The organism is Acinetobacter sp. ANC 4862 (assembly GCF_004336635.1).
In the GTDB taxonomy this organism is placed as follows: Bacteria; Pseudomonadota; Gammaproteobacteria; order Pseudomonadales; family Moraxellaceae; genus Acinetobacter.
Map to the genome: position 1 here is coordinate 19,500 of NZ_SJXH01000020.1, position 18,418 is coordinate 37,917.

An 18,418-nucleotide genomic window follows, 5' to 3' on the forward strand; every position below is an offset into this window, starting at 1 on the left:
CTTGTTAATAGATAAATTGTTCCGACTGAATATTCAATTCAATATCCCAATGCTTGAACTGCACTTGTTCATCGTGCAAGTCTGCTACAAGCAAAGGCCATTGTTTGGCATCGCCAGAAACGCTTAATTGCCATTGTTGCTCATTGTCGACACTTAATTCAATGGCAGGAAGCATCTCATCGCTACGACTATGATTTAGCAAAACAGCTAAACGAAGCAATAGACTTAGGTAAACTAATTTGCTACCGCCCACCTTCATCACATCTACTCGACCGTCACTGCGTAACTTGCGACGATGATGTGCAACTAAGTGTGAAAGGTGGTTTTGGTCAATTTGCGAGAAGCCGGCAATATCTGAATGTTGTAATAAATACGCCCCATGACGGTGATAACCCGCATGACTAATCGCCAAGCCAATTTCATGTAAATAGGCTGCACGACGTAATAAATCACTGTCTTCACTGTTTAAATTCAGCACCTTAGCTACACCATCAAATAAATACTGCGCAGATTTCACCACCCGTTCAGCCTGTTTTGGATCTGCGTTATAGCGTCCCATTAAAGCTTGTACACTTCGGTCACGAATATCTTCATGCTGGAAACGACCCAGCAAGTCATACATCACCCCTTCGCGTAATGCACCATCGGAATACACTAGCTTATTCAACTCTAGTACATCGAACACAGCATATAAAATGGCAACCCCTGCTGGCAAAACTGCTCGACGGTCTTCTTTTAAACCATCAAAATCGACTTCAGAGATATGCTTAAATTTGAGTAATTTTTCTTTGAGTTTTTCCAGACCTTCGCGAGTCAAGTTCTCCTTCTCATCGCTCCAGCCCATATTGACGGTAATTTGACGACAGGCTTTAATGGTGCCGCTTGAACCGACAACTGTATCCCAACCCGCTGTTTTATAAGTGTTGGCAATACCTGAAAGTTCTTTACGTGCAGCAACGACTGCTTTATCAAAACTTTTCTGATTAATTTCACCTTCACTAAAATAAGCTTTAGTAAATGCTACACAGCCCATTTGCAAAGATTCGGTATGAATTGGCTCGAATTCTTCACCAATAATCAGCTCTGTAGACCCCCCACCAATGTCAATCACCAGACGACGACCACTATTGGCCATGGTATGCGAGACACCCAAATAAATCAGACGTGCTTCTTCACGACCGGCAATGATTTCAATCGGTTTGGGTAAAATTTCCGCAGCTTTTTGGATAAATTCATGCCCATTCTTGGCTTGACGTAAAGCATTGGTCGCTACAATTCGCATCCGGTTCGCCTGTACTGAACTTAAACGTCCGACAAAGCGTGCCAAACAAGCCAAACCCCGTTGCTGTGCGGCTTCAGTCAGGTTTTTGTTTTCATCCAGACCAGCAGCCAATTGTACTTTTTCTGACATTGAAGCAACTTTCTTTACTTCGCCATGATCTACACGTGCAATAGCAAGATGAAAACTGTTCGACCCCATATCGATGGCAGCAAGTAACTCTTCATCAATCAAAAAATCAGACATTATTCAACGAACCTATAAGAATTATGCTTAGAGTAATTCACATGCATCCAATTTAAAAGCCATTTATCAGCACAAATGAATCAGTTTTTATGTTTTTATAATTGACAATTGCATGACACGATTATCAATATCGTGAGCATCAATTAGACAAACTCAATATAATGTTTGAAAATCTACATATCCCACTACATAGTTAAACGAGGCTATGTAATACTTATAGATATATAGAACTATCTTAAAATTTTATCTGGAGCATATCCATGTCTGGCAATATCGTAAACACAACTGATGCAAACTTCGAAGCTGACGTTTTACAATCTGACGTTCCTGTACTGGTCGATTTCTGGGCAGGTTGGTGTGCACCATGTAAAGCCATTGCACCTGTATTAGAAGTACTTTCTACAGAATTCGAAGGCAAAGTTAAAGTTGTTAAAGTTGACGTGACTGCTTGTGAAGCAACTGCCGTGAATTACAACATCCGTAACATTCCTGCATTATTAATGTTCAAAAATGGTGAAGTAGTCGCTCAACAAGTAGGTGCAGCACCAAAATCTAAATTGACTGCATTTATTGAAGAAAACATCTAATTCAAAAACAGTACAATTTAATCTGATACGCTATCTCCGGATAGCGTATTTTTTTCGTCTATAAATTGACAAAACTTGTATTCTCTCTTATATTGCATGTTCAAGGAATAAAGGATTTTCAATCCGCAATTTTCTTACAAGACACAACACATAAGATCGCCGCTCGGCAACAGAAATTGTTTTTACACTTTTTTCTTCGAAACAATGAATCAGACCTCTGAATTGTTATTGTGCAAATACAATTACGTTACTTTTATTGCGTGCACGCGGCTGAATGTTGCTCCCTTTCCTCATCTGTATTCCAGAATTTTGATTCTATCTGACCACCTATGAATTTAACTGAACTCAAGAAAAAACCGATTGGCGAACTCATCAAGATTGCCGAGTTTATGGGCCTAGAAGGAATGGCTCGTAACCGTAAGCAAGACATCATTTTTGCCATCTTAAAGCGCCATGCAATGAATGGCGAAGAGATTTTTGGTGATGGTGTTCTAGAAATTCTATCTGATGGTTTTGGTTTCCTCCGCTCTGCAGCAGGTTCATATCTTGCAGGTCCTGATGATATTTATGTCAGCCCATCTCAAATTCGTCGCTTTAACCTGCGTACAGGTGACACCATCACCGGTACGATTCGCCCACCCAAAGAAGGCGAACGCTATTTTGCTTTATTAAAAGTTAATCAAATTAACTACGACACGCCTGAAAACTCACGTAACAAAATTCTATTCGAAAACTTAACCCCATTATTCCCAACGGAACAATTGGTGATGGAACTGGGTAACGGTACCACGGAAGATTTAACTGCACGTGTAGTGGACTTGGTTGCGCCGATTGGTAAAGGTCAACGTTCAATTATTGTTGCACCGCCAAAAGCCGGTAAAACAATGTTGCTACAAAATATTGCGCAGTCGATTGTGCGTAACAACCCTGAAGTGTTCCTGATCGTTCTTCTCATTGACGAACGCCCAGAAGAAGTAACTGAAATGGAACGTACGGTTCGTGGTGAAGTGGTGGCATCAACATTTGATGAAGCACCTGCTCGTCACGTACAAGTCGCTGAGATGGTCATCGAAAAAGCAAAACGTTTGGTCGAACACAAGAAAGACGTGGTGATTTTGCTTGACTCAATTACTCGTTTGGCACGTGCATATAACACGGTTATTCCTTCATCAGGCAAGGTACTTACCGGTGGTTTGGATGCACATGCACTTGAACGTCCAAAACGCTTCTTCGGTGCAGCACGTAATATTGAAGAAGGTGGTTCACTGACAATCATTTCTACTGCCTTAATTGAAACAGGCAGCAAGATGGATGACGTGATCTACGAAGAATTCAAAGGTACCGGTAACCAGGAAATTACCCTTGATCGCCGTATTTCTGAAAAACGCGTATTCCCTGCCATGAATATCAAGAAATCAGGCACACGTCGTGAAGAACGTCTCATGAGTGAAGATAACTTACGTAAAGTTTGGATTCTGCGTAAGCTGCTTCACCCGATGGATGAATTGGCGGCAATGGAATTCTTGCTTGACCGCATGAAAGAAACCAAAACCAATGATGATTTCTTCGATCAAATGAAACGTAAAGCAACCAGCTAATTCGATTCATTATTATTTTATGTATAAAAGGCTATCTATAACGATAGCCTTTTTATTTGGTTGACTTCACTTACATAACGCTACAATTGACCTTTTTCTTTGTAAACTTTTATGCAAGCTTATGATTGTTAAAATATTCATACAAAAAAAACCATAGTTTTTAGCAAGTTATTTAGTACTTATCCAATATAAACCCTCTACTTGATTGTTATTTTCTGTTAATAAATTGCTCATTTCTCATCATTTTTTGCATTTTTTGCCCGCTCCCTAGTAGTAATTCAAAAGATGCAGTGATAGCATATTTGCAGACCAGTTAGACTGCCTTTGCATTGTTACTGCCTAACAAATATTAGGAAGAATAAAAGCACTCAACAGGCTAACATAGGTTTTTTTTAATCTCATATTTTAGAGAGTGATGCCATGTTATTCAAAAAAATCGCTATTGCTGCTGCAGTTGCTACTACTTTAGCTTTCGTTGGTTGTGCTAAAAAAACTGAAGAAGCTCCTGCTGCTGAAGCTGCTGCTTCTGAAGCTGTAGCTGCTGCTTCTGAAGCTGAAGCTGCTGCTTCTGCTGCTACTGTTGAAGCTGCTCCTGCTTCTGCTGCTGAAGCTGCTGCTTCTGTAGCTGTTGATGCTGCTGCTGTTGCAACTGATGCTGCTTCTGCTGCTAAAGCTCAATAATCTTTACGATTATTAAGTAAAAAAAGAGAGCCTTTGGCTCTCTTTTTTTATGGCTAAAATAAAGATCAGTAAAATAAAAATTATTCAATCTTATGTTCAGCTACAACTTTACTTCAGGTCATAGCCGCCAACCTACCTCCCCCTCACTCAAGTGATAGAGTTTCGCAAATTTTAAAATAAAAAAAGCAGATCAATCGATCTGCTCATTTCCTACGCGCTGGCGGAATTTCTGCCCTGCACGGAATGTGACTACACGGCGTGCAGAAATTGGAATTTCTTCACCCGTTTTCGGGTTTCGACCTGGACGTTGACGTTTATCACGCAACTCAAAGTTACCGAACCCCGAAAGTTTTACTTGCTCGCCTGAGATTAGCGCTTGGCTAATCTCATCAAAGAACAATTCGACCATTTGTTTAGCTTCACGACGGTTTAAACTCGTGAGCTCACTTAAATGATCAGCCATTTCTGCTTTTGTTAGTGCTGTCATGAAGCCCTCAATGTCGCTTGGTAAGTGTTTTCCAACACTTGAAGGATATTATCCATACCTGATTTAATTTCAGCATCTTCCAGTGTACGGTTTGGATGCTGCCAGAGAAGTGCAAATGCCAGTGAGCGTTTCCCTTCTTCTACTCCTTGTCCAGTGTACACATCGAATAACCATGTCGAGTCTAGCAGCTCTCCACCCGTTTTTTCGATAAGTCCCTGAATTTCGCTAACATTAATCTTATCATTAATTAAAAGCGCAATATCACGTCTTACTGATGGAAAACGTGATAATTCTGTAAAATTAGATACATAAGTTTGCAAAACAGCCTTTTGGTCCAGTTCAGCAACCCAAGTCATACCCAAATCGAGTTCGTCTTCCAAAGACGGATGTAAGCGCCCCAGGTAACCGATCGACTGACCATCAACCAGAATTTCAGCCGATTGTCCAGGATGTAACCAGCTACGCTCTGAACGTACATATTCCACTTTAACACGCCCTGCTGTCAAAATTTCCTCAACTTCACCTTTAAGATCAAAGAAATCCATCGGCTGTGCTTTACCATGCCAAGATTCAGCGGTTTTAGCACCCACAGCGATTAAAGCCAAAGTCGGGATTTGTTTCAGATCATGAATGCTTTTTGCATCCTGATAATCAAAACGTAAACCGAGTTCAAAGAAACGTACGCGGCTTTGTTGACGGTTAATATTGTACTGCACACATGGGATCAAACTTGATAACAAAGTCGAACGCATCGCAGCCAATTCGCTTGAGATCGGATTTGCCAACATCAATGGATTAACCGCAGGATTCAATTGCTTTTCAAGTTTGGCATCGGCAAAGCTAAAGCTAATGGCTTCTTGGTAACCTAAAGTCACCAATGTTTGACGAAGTTGAGGCAATTCAAACTGATCTTGATGTTTTGCTAATTTCACATCGATCACAGGCAGGCTGATTTGAATATTGTCATAACCGTGTATACGTGCCACTTCTTCAATCAGATCTTGATAAATGGCCATGTCATAACGGTGTGAAGGAGGAACAACACTCCACTCGCCTTGTGCTTTTACAGTGACTACACAGCCTAAACGCTGCAAGGCATCTGTAATAAAGTCAAATTCAACTTTGTAACCGAGCAATTGATCCACTTGAGCTTGATTCAGTTCAATCGCATCACGTGTTGGTAAAAGTTCAACCTTTTCTGCAACCGTAATTGGACCGAACTCACCACCGGCAAGATCAGCAATTAATTGAGATGCACGGTTCATTGCGATTAATGGCAATTCAAAATCTACACCACGTTCATAACGCTGCGATGCATCGGTATGTAAACCATAACGACGTGCACGGCCAGCAATGTGCAAAGGAGCGAAGAAAGCAGATTCCAGGAAGATTTCAGTGGTTTCATCGGTGACTGATGAAGATAGACCGCCCATGATGCCGGCAATCGCCAAGGCTTTTGCATCATCTGCAATCACCATCACATCTTCAGTCAATTCAACTTCTTGTTCGTTTAACAATACCAATTTTTCGGCAGCTGTTGCTTGGCGTACATGAACTGAACCTTGAACTTTACCGCCATCAAATGCGTGTAATGGTTGACCCAATTCAATTAAGACGTAGTTGGTAATATCGACAAGGATACTATGCTGACGTATACCAGAACGAGCAAGCGCACGCTCCATCCATACTGGTGTCGCAGCTTTGGTATTGACGTTTTTAATGACACGGCCTAAATAACGTGGGCAACCTTCAGTATCTACAACAACTTTTTTCTCATCAGAAATGGTCGCAGCCACTTCCTTTATTTCAGGTGCAGTCACTGGCAATTGGTTAATCACCCCAATTTCACGGGCAATACCACGGATACTGAAACAGTCACCACGGTTCGGTGTAATACTGATATCAATGACATTGTCATCAAGGTCTAAGTATTCACGGATGTTGACACCAATAGGTGCATCTGCAGGAAGCTCTAACAAACCATCGATTTTATCTTCTAAATCGATTTCAGAAGCACCACAAAGCATCCCTTGTGATTCAATACCACGAAGCTTGCCTTTCTTGATTTTAAAATCACCCGGCAATACTGCACCAATGGTTGCTACAGATGCTTTCATGCCTGCACGTACATTTGGTGCACCGCAGACAATCTGTAAAGGCTCACCAGAACCAATATTTACAGTGGTTACACGTAAACGATCTGCATCCGGATGTTGTTCTACAGTCAGAACTTCACCTACAACCACACCTGTAAATGGTTTAGCCGCTGGAGCCAACTCATCCACTTCCAGACCAAGCATAGTCAATTGATCAGATAGTTTTTCACTATCAATAGCTGGGTTGATCCATGTGCGTAACCAATTTTCGCTAATTTTCATTTCTATAAAAACCTATAAATCTAATTTCTTGAATCCCCTCTAACTCTCTATTTTTCAAAGAGAGGCCCCTGTTTCATATTGAAAACCCCTCTCCTTTTAGGAGAGGTCAGGGAGAGGTTAATAAATTCGTTTAAGCAAATTGGCGTAAGAAACGCACATCATTCTGGAAGAACATACGCAGGTCATTCACACCGTAGCGAAGCATTGCAAAGCGTTCTACACCCAGACCAAAAGCAAAACCTTTATATTTTTCAGGATCGATGCCCGCTGCTTGAAGTACGTTCGGATGCACCATACCGCAACCTAAAACTTCTAACCAACGACCGCGTTCATCCATAATGTCCACTTCGGCACTTGGCTCAGTGAACGGGAAGTAAGATGGACGGAAACGTACGGTTAAATCTTTTTCGAAGAATTCATTTAACAGATTAATCAACAAACCTTTCAGTTCAGCAAAGCTGGTATTTTCCGCAATGTATAGACCTTCAATTTGATGGAACATTGGCGAATGGGTTTGATCCGAGTCACAACGATAAACACGGCCCGGGCAGACAATGCGAATCGGCGGTTGTTGAGTTTCCATGGTACGGATCTGCACACCTGAAGTATGCGTACGCAACAAATGATTTACATCAAAATAGAAGGTGTCATGCATAGCACGTGCCGGGTGATGACCAGGAATATTCAATGCTTCAAAGTTGTGATAATCATCTTCAACTTCAGGACCTGTCGCAACCGTAAAACCCGCTTTGGTAAAGAATTGGCAAATACGTTCTTGCACTTGAGTCACCGGGTGGATACTCCCCACGCTTTGACCACGACCTGGCAAGGTAATGTCGATCATTTCGCTAGCAAGTTTTTGTTCTAGTGCAGCTTTTTGTAATTCCGCCTGGCGTGTCGTTAATGCACCCGTAATGGCTTCACGTACAGCGTGAATTTTCGCCCCAAAAACTTTACGTTCTTCAGGGTCCATTTTACCGAGTGCCTTCGATTGTTCCGCAAGCTGGCTTTTCTTCCCTGTAAATTGCACTCGTACTTGATCGAGTGTAGCAAGGTCTTGAGCTGCTGCAATCGCAGCGAGCGCTTCAGTGGTCAGGGCTTCCAGTGACATAGTAACTCTCAAAGCAACAATTTAAAAATATAATAAAACCCCATATTCTAACAGTTTTTGAACGTATTGATGAAGTTCCCTGTAGAGGAAAATTAGATTGGCATCCAGATTTATAAAAAGTATAAGATAAAGCCATTATTCATGAGATCAATAACAATGGCACTCGATCCAATTTGGAAACAACAATTGACTTTGGTAACGTATGGTAATGAGTATCTCAGCCAGAATTTAAACTTTAACCATTGGGTCCAGCATTCCATTTTTAACCAGCATAACTTGCGTTTCCGTGATCTCATGTCACAACATTTACTGGCGCAACATTTTCAAATCTGGCTTGAAGGCCTGAAAAAACAAGGCAGTCACCGCGTTAGCTTGCATAGTTCAAGTCTTTTAATTGATGAAAAAAATCCAAATGCCAATGTAGAGCTACTCGCGATTCCACATTTTATTGTCAGCCATGAACATAACAAAAAAACCGCATGGATTTTTGGTAAAGAATTACCCGAATGGTATAGCGCTGACAATGACTATGAAGCGCCTAAACCCCAACAGGAACAATGCCGTCAGGAAACATTTTGGCGTTTTGAGTTAAATCCCAAGCTTGCAAAACGTGTAGATGCCGATTTACAACAGCCGAATTGGGATGATATTCAGACCTATACCGATAACGAATTATTTGACAGCAAATTTGCACAAGGCTTTAGCGAACCCGCAAACCGGGATTTTCCTTATTACGGCATCCCTCAAGCTGAGACCGAAAATGCCGATGGCTCTCCTTTGCTTGAAAGTAAATATCTACCTTTACTGCCAAGTGAATACCAAGCCGATTATGCACATAGCACCTTACATCGTTTAGAAGCATTATCGACTTACATTCAGCACAAACTGCAACATCCGTTTCATGCTGATGGCAGTGAACTGACAGCTGAAGAGCAACTGAATCTGCGTCACTTTTCGCAAAAACTGGATGATTTAAGAGCAAAATTTATTGTCAAAGTTGCCAATCATTATCAGTCTGCAAAACTGAGTAAAGTAGAAATTGCCAATCCTTTAGACGGTGCACATGCCACTCCGCCCACATCACCCCATTTAAAAACCCACAAAGCAGCTGCTTCACACAAAGTCGGTGCATCGGGGGTGATTAAACTGATTTTGTTGACCATCGTGATTTGTCTGTTGGCTTATTATTTTGGACTTTAAATTTTATAAAGATGCTAAAAAATTCAGCTCAATAGCTATAAAAAGAAGAACACGTCTCTTATCTATACATGTTCTTCTTGTTTTTTTGTTTTTGTTAGCCTTTAAAATAAGCTGAATGCTAAGCGGATTATAAGTCTAGTTTTTTGTGATCCGTTTCCACTCCGTCGGCATGACCAGTAAGACTGCCTTTAAGCAGTTTAAAAAGTTGAGTGACTTTATTGTCGGTCACGCTCCAATATTCCGCACTCACCGCTTCAGCAACCAAAATACGTATGCTCGGATCCTCCTTGCCTTCAAACCAGTTTTCAGCCCACGGATTCCAGATCTTATCAATCAAGGTTGCATCTGTGCTGATATGGGCATGTGCGCTAATCGAGACATAAATGCTGTCAGCGGGTTTGGCATAAGATAATCCAATTTTATTACGCCCAGAATTGACTGCATTCACCAGATCATTACTATCACTCATGATAAAATACAGACTGTGACCTTCACTTATCTTCTCAGTCTTCTCGGAATTCAGCATGGTCATCGGTTGTGAATGTAATTCCTGCGTTTCAGTCGTATGACTGATCATGGCATATCGTACTTCCTTGATCAGTTGCCATAATTTTTCGCGATTATGATTATCCGTCATTGCTCTACTCCTGAGGCTAAACTTTAGAAATAAGAAATTATTTAATTTTATGCATTCGCTTCTTTACTCTAGAGTAGTGATATTTTTCACTTTAGATATCCCATCTTACTCAACTTATACATTTGAATAATAAAAAATTGGCTTAAAGATCATAAGAAACAACGAAAAAGAATTTGCTTATAAAGAGAGTTAAGAAGTCGAATTTATCTTTAGATTGATTAAAGGATAATTAGCGACAAATTTTACAGTTACTCACATACCTGAACTATTTTTAACTTGGTTAAATGTCTCTGCTTCAAATGTTTTAATTTTTATGAATAGCAGCAATGTCTGCTGAAATTTAACAGGAGCATCCAAATGTATTTAATGCTCAGCTTAAAGATCAACAGACTCGGGTTTAGCTCATGATTTTGATGCTTCTGTTTTCGCTTTTTTAAGCATCAGCTTTTTCAATACTTCTGACACAGCCACCATGGCAAAACTTGAAGTCACCACTACGGCTGAACCATAACCGCCACAACGTAAGCCGGCACTTGGGCATACATCTGCACTTGAGAATGGATTATCAATCGAATACACACAGGTAATGCCGAATTTCTCTTTGGGCTTTTTACAAATCCCTTTGGCCCGTAACTGACTGCGTAATTTTGCCAGCATCGGATCCTGTTCGGTTTTAGACAAATCTGCAACACGAATTTTTAAGGGATCCAACTTGCCGCCTGCCCCACCCGATACAATCAAGGGAATTTTATTAAATCGGCAATGCAGCATTAAGGCCAATTTGGCTTTGACATCATCAATGCAGTCTAGAACGACATCAGGTTTGTTTTCTAACAGTTCTTTGACATTCTCGGGCGTTAAATAATCATCCACCAGATTGATCTTGATACGTGGATTAATCGAATGACAGCGCTCAGCCATCACCTCAATTTTTTCACGTCCCAAGGTTGAACTCATGGCAGGCAACTGACGGTTAATATTGGATGCAGCAACCACATCCATATCAATGATCGTCAGCTCAGCAATGCCGGTACGTGCCAAAGCTTCAACTGCCCAAGAACCGACACCGCCAATTCCAATCACCATTACATGGCTGTGTTCATACTGACGAAAAGCTTCATCTCCATAAATTTTTTCCACACCTGCAAAGCGGCGCTCATATTCATCATCTTCAGGAAGATCAGTCATTCGTCATCTGGTATCTAAAAAACACCGGCGCATTTTATCAAATTCCGCCTCAATGCGATAATCTATATCTTTAAGTCTATTCAATAGCCCTGATCAAAGATGAAATAAAGAGAATTTTTAAGGATAAAAAAAGAGGCTTGCGCCTCTTTTTATTGATTCTATAGGATCAGTCTTTATTCATGATAAAGAAATACTCACGATAATATTTGAGTTCAACAATCGAATCACGAATATCATCCATGGCTAAATGTGAGGCATTCTTTTTCAAGCCGCTCATAATTTCTGGACGCCAGCGTTTCGCCAACTCTTTTACTGAAGATACATCAAGATTACGATAATGGAAGAATTGTTCCATTTCTGGCATTAAACGGTGCAAGAAACGACGGTCTTGGCAGATGGAATTACCACACATTGGTGATGATTTTGGCGTCACCCATTTTTTCAGGAATTCTAAGGTTTGTTGTTCGGCATCTTGTGCAGTGAGTTTACTACGGCGTACACGTTCAATCAGACCCGATTGTCCATGTTGACGGGTATTCCATTCATCCATCGCATTGAGTACGCGATCTGACTGATGCACAGCAAGCACAGGGCCTTCCGCCAAAATATTGAGGTTATCGTCTGTCACAATTGTTGCAACTTCAATAATTTGGTCGTTATCTGTATCTAGACCTGTCATTTCAAGGTCAATCCAAATGAGGCGAGTATCAGGAGTGCTGCTCATAAATGTGCAATCTTATTAGGCTTAAAAACGGCTATAGTAGCAAATTTATTGCATCTTGGCTGTAACTCGCACCCCGCTTCATGCTATTTTTGACATCCTTAGTTCATGGTTTTTTTAGGATATGAATGGCTTTAATTCGTAAACGTCGTTTAACTGAACAGCAGCAACGTCGCATTCAGAAACAACATCAAACACGTCAAGAAGAACTCGACACTTCAAGTGATTTAGAAGGCTTGGTGGTACAGCACTATGGTCGTCAACTTGAGGTTCAAGCCCTATCAACGCCTGATGAGCATCCGATCAAACCTGAAGTACTCGCAGGTGAACCAGAACCTTTTTGGAAGCCGATTGAACTCGGCAGTGTCTGGCGCTGTCATACACGTACCAATTTAGAAGCCTTGGTCACCGGTGACCGAGTGAAATGGCAAGCTGATCCAAATACTGGGCTCGGCATCATTACTGCGATTCATCCACGTCAATCCCTGCTGACCCGTCCTGACCGCTACCATAAAGTTAAGCCGGTCGCCGCTAACGTCAGCTTGATTGTGATTGTGTTTGCATCCTTTCCCGAAGTCGCTCCCAGCTTAATCGACCGTTATATCGTGGCGTGTGCCGATGCAGAAATTCCTGCACTTTTAGTGCTGAATAAATCTGATTTGATTAAAGAAAATGATCCGATCTTGACCCTTATGCAAGAGTATCAGGCACTAGGTTATGAAATCATTCAAACACAATCTGGTGGTGATTTAACTGAACTGGCCAATCGTTTGGCCGGTGAAACTGTGGCTTTTGTGGGACAGTCCGGTGTCGGAAAAAGCTCGCTGATTAATGCCATGGTTCCTGATGCAGCACAAAAGACCAATATCATTTCGGAAAACTCGGCACTGGGTCAGCACACCACCACTTCTACACGTTTAATTGCGTTTGGTGAAGGTGCAGCACTGATTGACTCGCCGGGAATTCGCGAATTTGGCTTATGGCATCTAAACCCGGACAAAGTTCAGCAAGGTTTTCCTGAAATTGAAAATCTGCTTGGACATTGCCAGTTCCGTAACTGTACCCATAAACACGAAAAACAATGTGCTTTGCGTCAAGCAGCGCAATCGGGTGAAATTTTGCAGCGTCGTTTAGACAGTTATTTACGTTTAACCGATGAAATTGCTGAAGCTCAGCAAAAAAATTAGTTTTTCTTAACCCTTAGCCCTTGAAGCGGTGATTTTGATCGCCATATTTATGAGCTATACTCTACGCAATTTAAAATTGTACTTAGGTGACTTGTGGAACGTTGGTTGGAATTTATGGGGAATCACCCCTTCTTGTTTGGAACACTTGGGGTTCTCATTGTTTTGTTCTTCGTTTTAGAAGGACAACGCCATGGTCGTAAGATTTCACCACAATCTTTGGGTATTTTAGTCAAAGCTAAAAATGCCATGCTGATTGATTTACGTGATGCCAAAGACTTCCGTGAAGGTCATATCAGCGGTAGCCGCAACATTCCGTATAGCCAAATTACAAGCCATCTTGAAGAGTTAAAATCTTCGGATCGTCCACTGGTGTTTATTTGTAACCTCGGTCAAATCGCAGGTACAGCTTTGCAACAGGTCGGTCATGCTGATAGCTACCGTTTAGACGGCGGTATCAACAACTGGAAAGTCCAAGGCTTACCACTGATTAAAAGCAAGTAATTCGCTTAAGGAGATTATTTTAATGGCTGAAGTAACTATTTATTCAACGACTGTATGCCCTTACTGCGTTCGCGCAAAACAACTTCTTGAGCGTAAAGGCGTTGCATATAAAGAAATTAATTTATCTAACGAAGCGCCTGAAGTACGTGTTGAACTGATGCAACGCACCAATCACCGTACTGTTCCACAAATTTTTATTAACGACCAATTTATCGGTGGTTTTGATCAACTTTATGCTTTAGAGCGTGAAGGAAAACTCAACGAATTATTGGCTTAATACTTTCATTAAGTCACCCTCATATTAAGGATTAAAAAATGAGTGAACAACAAGCTCAAGCACAATTAGCACTTGAACGTATTTATACTAAAGATATTTCTTTTGAAGTACCTGGGGCTCAAGTATTTACCAAAGAATGGCAGCCTGAATTAAATATCAATCTGTCTTCTTCTGCAGAAAAAATTGATGCGACACATTATGAAGTTTCATTACAGGTTGTTGTTCAAGCGAATAACGCAGGTGAAACCGCATTTATCGTTGATGTAACACAATCTGGAATCTTCTTAGTTGATAGCGTTGAAGAAGAACGCCTTCCTTATATTTTGGGTGCATATTGCCCAAATATTTTGTTCCCATTCTTACGCGAAGCGGTAAATGACATGGTAACTAAAGGAAGCTTCCCACAATTGCTGCTTACCCCAATTAACTTCGATGCTGAATTCGAAGCGAATATGCAACGTGCTCAAGTTGCCGCTGCTGAAGGTCAGGCTTAATCATTTAAGCCCACCTGATATAAAAAAGACCGCATATGCGGTCTTTTTTATTTTCCATTTATTCCCCTCTTTGATAAAGAGGGGTTGGGGAGATTACAGAATCCCTCCCAACCTCCCTTTAAAAAAGGGAGGAGCTTTTAGATGAATTTATTCACCATCCATCATTAAATCTGCGCTCATACCGACTGTATTGAAGCCAGCATCAACATACATAATTTCGCCAGTAATACCATTTGCCCAAGGTGAGCAAAGGAATAATGCGGCATTACCCACTTCTTCAATTGTGACATTACGTTTAAGTGGCGCAACTTTTTCATTTAAATCTAACATTTTACGGAAAGATTTAATGCCTGATGCAGCCAGTGTACGGATTGGACCCGCTGAAATGGCATTCACGCGAATACCATCGCTACCCAAGCTTGACGCTAAATAACGTACGCCTGCTTCCAATGAGGCTTTAGCCATACCCATCACATTGTAGTTTGGCATCACACGTTCAGAACCTTGGTAAGTCAACGTCAGCAAGCAACCTTGACGAACTTTGAGTAAAGGTTTCGCAGCACGTGCCATTGCAACAAAACTGTATGCACTAATGTCGTGGGCAATGTTAAAACCTTCACGGTCGGTAACATCGGTAAAGTCACCATCCAAAGTATGCGCTGGTGCGAAACCGATTGAATGAACCACGCCATCCAGACCATCCCAATGTTTTGCCAAATCTGCAAAAGCCTGGTCAATTTCAGCATCAACTGCCACGTCACAAGGGAAAACTAGCGTTGAACCAAATTGTTCAGCAAAGTCATCAACACGTTTTTTTAATTTTTCATTCGGATAGGTAAATGCCAATTCAGCACCTTCACGGTGTAAAGCTTGAGCAATACCAAATGCAATTGATAACTTACTTGCAACACCTGCGATTAAAAAGCGCTTACCCGCCAATAGTCCTTGTGCCATGTGAATCTCACTCAAAATAATTTACAAGCATAATGCCAAGTCTGGAGCATTTGCGAAATTGCATAATGCGCCTTTTTTTACCCTGTTCTGTAAAAGTCATAAAAAAATACCCCCACGATCTGGGAGCATTTTTATTTAGATGCATTTTACTTGTAAGATGATTAATCATCGCCTTGTAATAAACTGAGCAAACGCAGGAATGAATAATACATCCAGACCAAAGTCGCTAATAAGGCAATACCACACAACCATTCCATCGCTTTCGGGGCGTATTGTGCAGCTGATGATTCAATCAGGTCAAAGTCGAGAATCAGGTTTAAAGAAGCAATTACAGCAACAAATGCAGCAAAGCCGATACCGAGCCAATTGCTTTCAAAGATGTAAGGAATACTCGAACCGAATACCAGACGCATGACAATTTGCACCACAAAGACAATTGCGATCGCAATAGAGGCTGACAAAACCACGGCTTTAAATTTTTCTGTGGCACGAATAATTTGAAAGCGATACAAGGCAAACATCACCAAGGTGGTAATAAAGGTTGCCAGTAACGCCTGTAAAGGGACGCCCGGAAATTTCACCTGGAATATCACTGAAATTCCACCTAAAAAGGCACCTTCAAATAAGGCATAAGGAATCGCCAATACCGGTGCTGTATTCGGCTTAAATGTAGCGATGAGTGCCAAGATCAATCCACCGACCGCACCGACCATTGCACCCGCATAGGCCAATGATAAATTTAAGGTAATGAAGCCATAAAAAAACAGAGACAAACCTACTGCAGCAGCAATGACTGTCAATAACACAGATTTTTGAATCGCGCCTTGCACAGTCATGGTTTGGTTATAATCACTGTGGGTTTCCACCCGGGTTAAAATGGGGTTATTACTTTGCATAATTCACTCATTATTTTTGATTTAGATTTTTAAAATAGTATAGACAGGTTTTAACCAGAGAAAATGGATCTTTTCAATATTCCATAAAAACAGGATGAGCCAACAAAATATATTCATAGCAAACTCTGTAATCAAATACGAATATTTATAGATAAAAGGTTATTTCATAACGTTTTTTAAGCATCAAGCTGTAAAGCATTGAGCGAGTTTTGCCATAATTGTAGGGCAAGAATATCTGGTGCAAGATGAAGAGATTGTGCCAATCCGGCTAAAACATAAGGCAAATTGACCGGGGTATTGCGGGTTCGCTGCTCGGTTGAGCTTTGACAACATAAAGGTGTCATATCTGGACAATCAGTTTCCAAGACCAGATGGTCTGCCCCAATGGCCTGAACCACCGCATGTAGTTTCTTGGCATTGGGATTGGTAATTTGTCCGGTGACCCCAATTTTAAAACCCAGTTTAATAAAGGCCTTGGCTTCTTCTATTCCACCGCTAAAGGCATGCGCAATACCGCCCAATTTAAATTGATGCTGCTTCAAGATAGATAAGGTTTCAGCATGCGATTTACGAATATGCAATAACACAGGCTTATCAAATTGTCGCGCCAATTCAAGTTGCGCAGAGAAAAAATCTTGTTGCTTTTGAAAAGCGTCTGCTTGCTTGTGCTGTTTTAAAAAGGTATCCAAACCAATTTCACCAATCGCCACGCATGCTTCAGTTTTTAAAAGTTGCTCTAAATCTGCAAGGTGAGATGCTTGATGCTGTTCGATATAAACCGGATGCAGACCCGGAGCTAAATAGCTTTTTGGGGCATCGGGTAATTGATTTAAAAAATGCTGACTTTGAACTAAATCGTTAAAGCGGGATTGCACAAAACCAATAAGAATTAACCGTTCCACCCCCACTGCTTTTGCAGCATGCGCCAGTTGCTCCCGATCATGATCAAAATCGGGAACATCAAAATGGGTATGGGTATCAAACAGTGGATAAGGCATTAAAATTTGGCTTTATTTGCCGTAGCTGTACTTGCCGGCGCTTCAACCTGAGGTAAATACTGTTTCTTCAGCACTGTTTGCAATTGATCATAAGGAATGGTCAAACGTGGCAATCCCACCACATAAGGGCCAATTTCATATTCGCCATATTGCAAAATCAAACCTTGGCTGGATAAATAGAAATTATCCGATAAGATAAATTTCCATGCCTGTTCATATTCATCAACGCTATTCGCCAACTTGGATTCAATCACCCAAGTTTTAAACACTTCATGGGCTTTCTTTTCCAAAGCGGCTTTTTGATTTGGCGCCAGAATATCATTCAGTTCAACCTGTTTTTTCTTTTCCAAGTCAAAGTTATAGTAGCGCTGTGATGCTGAACCATGTACCCCCCCCAAATAACTACTCGAATTCAAAACCACAGTCGCTAAAGGCAAATCTGCTTTTAGGATTTTCGGCTTGATCATTAAACTAATTTGATGATTGGCGCTTAACGCCTTCAATTCCTTATCCAAGGACAAGAAATTCACTAAATAAGGTGCAACTTGTTGTTCCAGTTTTTGCTTGGGCGTTTCAATCGCTACTGATGCGGCCTGTTCAGCAGCTTGATCCTGAGCTTTTGAATCTTTCGAATTTTCTGCTGTTGTTGTCTGTTGATTTTCTTTTGCCAACTTCGGTGAAATATCTAAAATATGATCCAGCTGTTTTAAAATTTGCTGGTCAATAAATTCATCAATAAAGGCCTGGTTACTGGAAAGACGTTCTATCGAAATTTCAGGACAACTATTGCCATCACATTCAGGCAAATCTAAAGTTAACTTTTCAGAATCCCCTGCCAATTTTAATACTTTAGCTTGAGCCGCTTCAGATGCCGGCGTTTGATCCTGTTTAGGTTCGGTCTGTTTAGGCTGGCATGCACTCAATGCAATCGCTGATGCAAGAATACTGATGGTAAATATTGTTTTATTTTTTAACATGAGGCTGACCTATAACTTTAA

General features: G+C 41.0%; 19 protein-coding genes. 8 read left to right on the forward strand and 11 right to left on the reverse strand.

Going from position 1 to position 18,418, the window contains the following annotated elements; all coding sequences use genetic code 11:
- Positions 1–4: 4 nt before the first annotated feature.
- Positions 5–1,525 carry an exopolyphosphatase gene (gene ppx / locus E0409_RS09835; RefSeq protein WP_131290264.1) on the reverse strand — a complete coding sequence of 507 codons (1,521 nt, stop codon included), beginning with the start codon at positions 1,523–1,525 and terminating at the stop codon, positions 5–7.
- Positions 1,526–1,785: 260 nt separating this feature from the next.
- Between ppx and trxA the strand changes: the two genes are divergently transcribed.
- The 3 genes from trxA (at position 1,786) to E0409_RS09850 (ending at position 4,391) form a co-directional block, all read left to right on the forward strand.
- The gene (gene trxA, locus E0409_RS09840) at positions 1,786–2,112 is read left to right on the forward strand and encodes a thioredoxin (RefSeq protein WP_086175779.1); all 327 of its coding nucleotides are present in this window, start codon (positions 1,786–1,788) and stop codon (positions 2,110–2,112) included.
- Between the two features lie 329 nt (positions 2,113–2,441).
- Positions 2,442–3,710, forward strand: a complete 1,269-nt coding sequence (gene rho / locus E0409_RS09845; protein WP_131290267.1) for a transcription termination factor Rho — start codon at positions 2,442–2,444, stop codon at positions 3,708–3,710.
- 420 nt (positions 3,711–4,130) lie between these two features.
- Positions 4,131–4,391, forward strand: a complete 261-nt coding sequence (locus tag E0409_RS09850; protein ID WP_131290270.1) for a hypothetical protein — start codon at positions 4,131–4,133, stop codon at positions 4,389–4,391.
- 190 nt (positions 4,392–4,581) lie between these two features.
- Here E0409_RS09850 and E0409_RS09855 read toward each other — a convergent pair whose 3' ends face one another.
- The 3 genes from E0409_RS09855 to pheS form a co-directional block, all read right to left on the reverse strand.
- Positions 4,582–4,878, reverse strand: coding sequence for an integration host factor subunit alpha (locus E0409_RS09855; RefSeq protein ID WP_004649746.1), 297 nt, complete (start codon positions 4,876–4,878; stop codon positions 4,582–4,584).
- The gene (gene pheT, locus E0409_RS09860) at positions 4,875–7,256 is read right to left on the reverse strand and encodes a phenylalanine--tRNA ligase subunit beta (RefSeq protein ID WP_131290273.1); all 2,382 of its coding nucleotides are present in this window, start codon (positions 7,254–7,256) and stop codon (positions 4,875–4,877) included. Before pheT ends, E0409_RS09855 begins: the two co-directional genes overlap by 4 nt.
- 130 nt (positions 7,257–7,386) lie before the next feature.
- A complete protein-coding gene (pheS, locus tag E0409_RS09865; protein WP_086175782.1) occupies positions 7,387–8,367 on the reverse strand; it encodes a phenylalanine--tRNA ligase subunit alpha in 981 nt (326 codons plus the stop codon).
- A gap of 156 nt (positions 8,368–8,523) precedes the next feature.
- Between pheS and E0409_RS09870 the strand changes: the two genes are divergently transcribed.
- Positions 8,524–9,567: a hypothetical protein gene (locus E0409_RS09870; RefSeq protein WP_131290276.1), complete on the forward strand. Its 1,044-nt coding sequence runs from the start codon at positions 8,524–8,526 to the stop codon at positions 9,565–9,567.
- A 127-nt stretch (positions 9,568–9,694) separates the two neighbouring features.
- Here the strand turns inward: E0409_RS09870 and E0409_RS09875 are convergent, their stop codons facing one another.
- From E0409_RS09875 to orn, 3 genes are all read right to left on the reverse strand, one after another.
- Positions 9,695–10,204, reverse strand: a complete 510-nt coding sequence (locus E0409_RS09875) for a pyridoxamine 5'-phosphate oxidase family protein (RefSeq protein ID WP_131290279.1) — start codon at positions 10,202–10,204, stop codon at positions 9,695–9,697.
- A gap of 402 nt (positions 10,205–10,606) precedes the next feature.
- Positions 10,607–11,392 carry a tRNA threonylcarbamoyladenosine dehydratase gene (locus E0409_RS09880; protein ID WP_131290281.1) on the reverse strand — a complete coding sequence of 262 codons (786 nt, stop codon included), beginning with the start codon at positions 11,390–11,392 and terminating at the stop codon, positions 10,607–10,609.
- Positions 11,393–11,558: 166 nt separating this feature from the next.
- A complete protein-coding gene (orn, locus tag E0409_RS09885) occupies positions 11,559–12,116 on the reverse strand; it encodes an oligoribonuclease (protein WP_131290284.1) in 558 nt (185 codons plus the stop codon).
- A gap of 125 nt (positions 12,117–12,241) precedes the next feature.
- Here orn and rsgA point away from each other — a divergent pair, with 125 nt between their 5' ends.
- From rsgA to secB, 4 genes are all read left to right on the forward strand, one after another.
- On the forward strand, positions 12,242–13,300 hold the full coding sequence (rsgA, locus tag E0409_RS09890; RefSeq protein ID WP_131290287.1) for a small ribosomal subunit biogenesis GTPase RsgA: 1,059 nt from the start codon (positions 12,242–12,244) through the stop codon (positions 13,298–13,300).
- A gap of 93 nt (positions 13,301–13,393) precedes the next feature.
- On the forward strand, positions 13,394–13,801 hold the full coding sequence (locus tag E0409_RS09895; RefSeq protein WP_131290290.1) for a rhodanese-like domain-containing protein: 408 nt from the start codon (positions 13,394–13,396) through the stop codon (positions 13,799–13,801).
- Positions 13,802–13,823: 22 nt separating this feature from the next.
- The gene (gene grxC, locus E0409_RS09900; protein ID WP_086175788.1) at positions 13,824–14,078 is read left to right on the forward strand and encodes a glutaredoxin 3; all 255 of its coding nucleotides are present in this window, start codon (positions 13,824–13,826) and stop codon (positions 14,076–14,078) included.
- A 38-nt stretch (positions 14,079–14,116) separates the two neighbouring features.
- On the forward strand, positions 14,117–14,572 hold the full coding sequence (gene secB / locus E0409_RS09905) for a protein-export chaperone SecB (RefSeq protein ID WP_131290293.1): 456 nt from the start codon (positions 14,117–14,119) through the stop codon (positions 14,570–14,572).
- A 147-nt stretch (positions 14,573–14,719) separates the two neighbouring features.
- Here the strand turns inward: secB and E0409_RS09910 are convergent, their stop codons facing one another.
- The 4 genes from E0409_RS09910 to E0409_RS09925 all read right to left on the reverse strand — a co-directional run bounded on the left by E0409_RS09910 (position 14,720) and on the right by E0409_RS09925 (position 18,397).
- Positions 14,720–15,526 (reverse strand): enoyl-ACP reductase FabI, encoded by an 807-nt coding sequence (locus E0409_RS09910; RefSeq protein ID WP_131290296.1) that lies wholly within the window; start codon positions 15,524–15,526, stop codon positions 14,720–14,722.
- A 161-nt stretch (positions 15,527–15,687) separates the two neighbouring features.
- Positions 15,688–16,422 carry a Bax inhibitor-1/YccA family protein gene (locus E0409_RS09915; protein WP_131290299.1) on the reverse strand — a complete coding sequence of 245 codons (735 nt, stop codon included), beginning with the start codon at positions 16,420–16,422 and terminating at the stop codon, positions 15,688–15,690.
- Positions 16,423–16,598: 176 nt separating this feature from the next.
- Positions 16,599–17,420, reverse strand: a complete 822-nt coding sequence (locus E0409_RS09920; protein WP_131290302.1) for a TatD family hydrolase — start codon at positions 17,418–17,420, stop codon at positions 16,599–16,601.
- Positions 17,420–18,397 (reverse strand): RsiV family protein, encoded by a 978-nt coding sequence (locus E0409_RS09925; RefSeq protein ID WP_131290305.1) that lies wholly within the window; start codon positions 18,395–18,397, stop codon positions 17,420–17,422. The genes E0409_RS09920 and E0409_RS09925 overlap by 1 nt, the downstream gene beginning before the upstream one ends.
- Positions 18,398–18,418 lie beyond the last annotated feature (21 nt).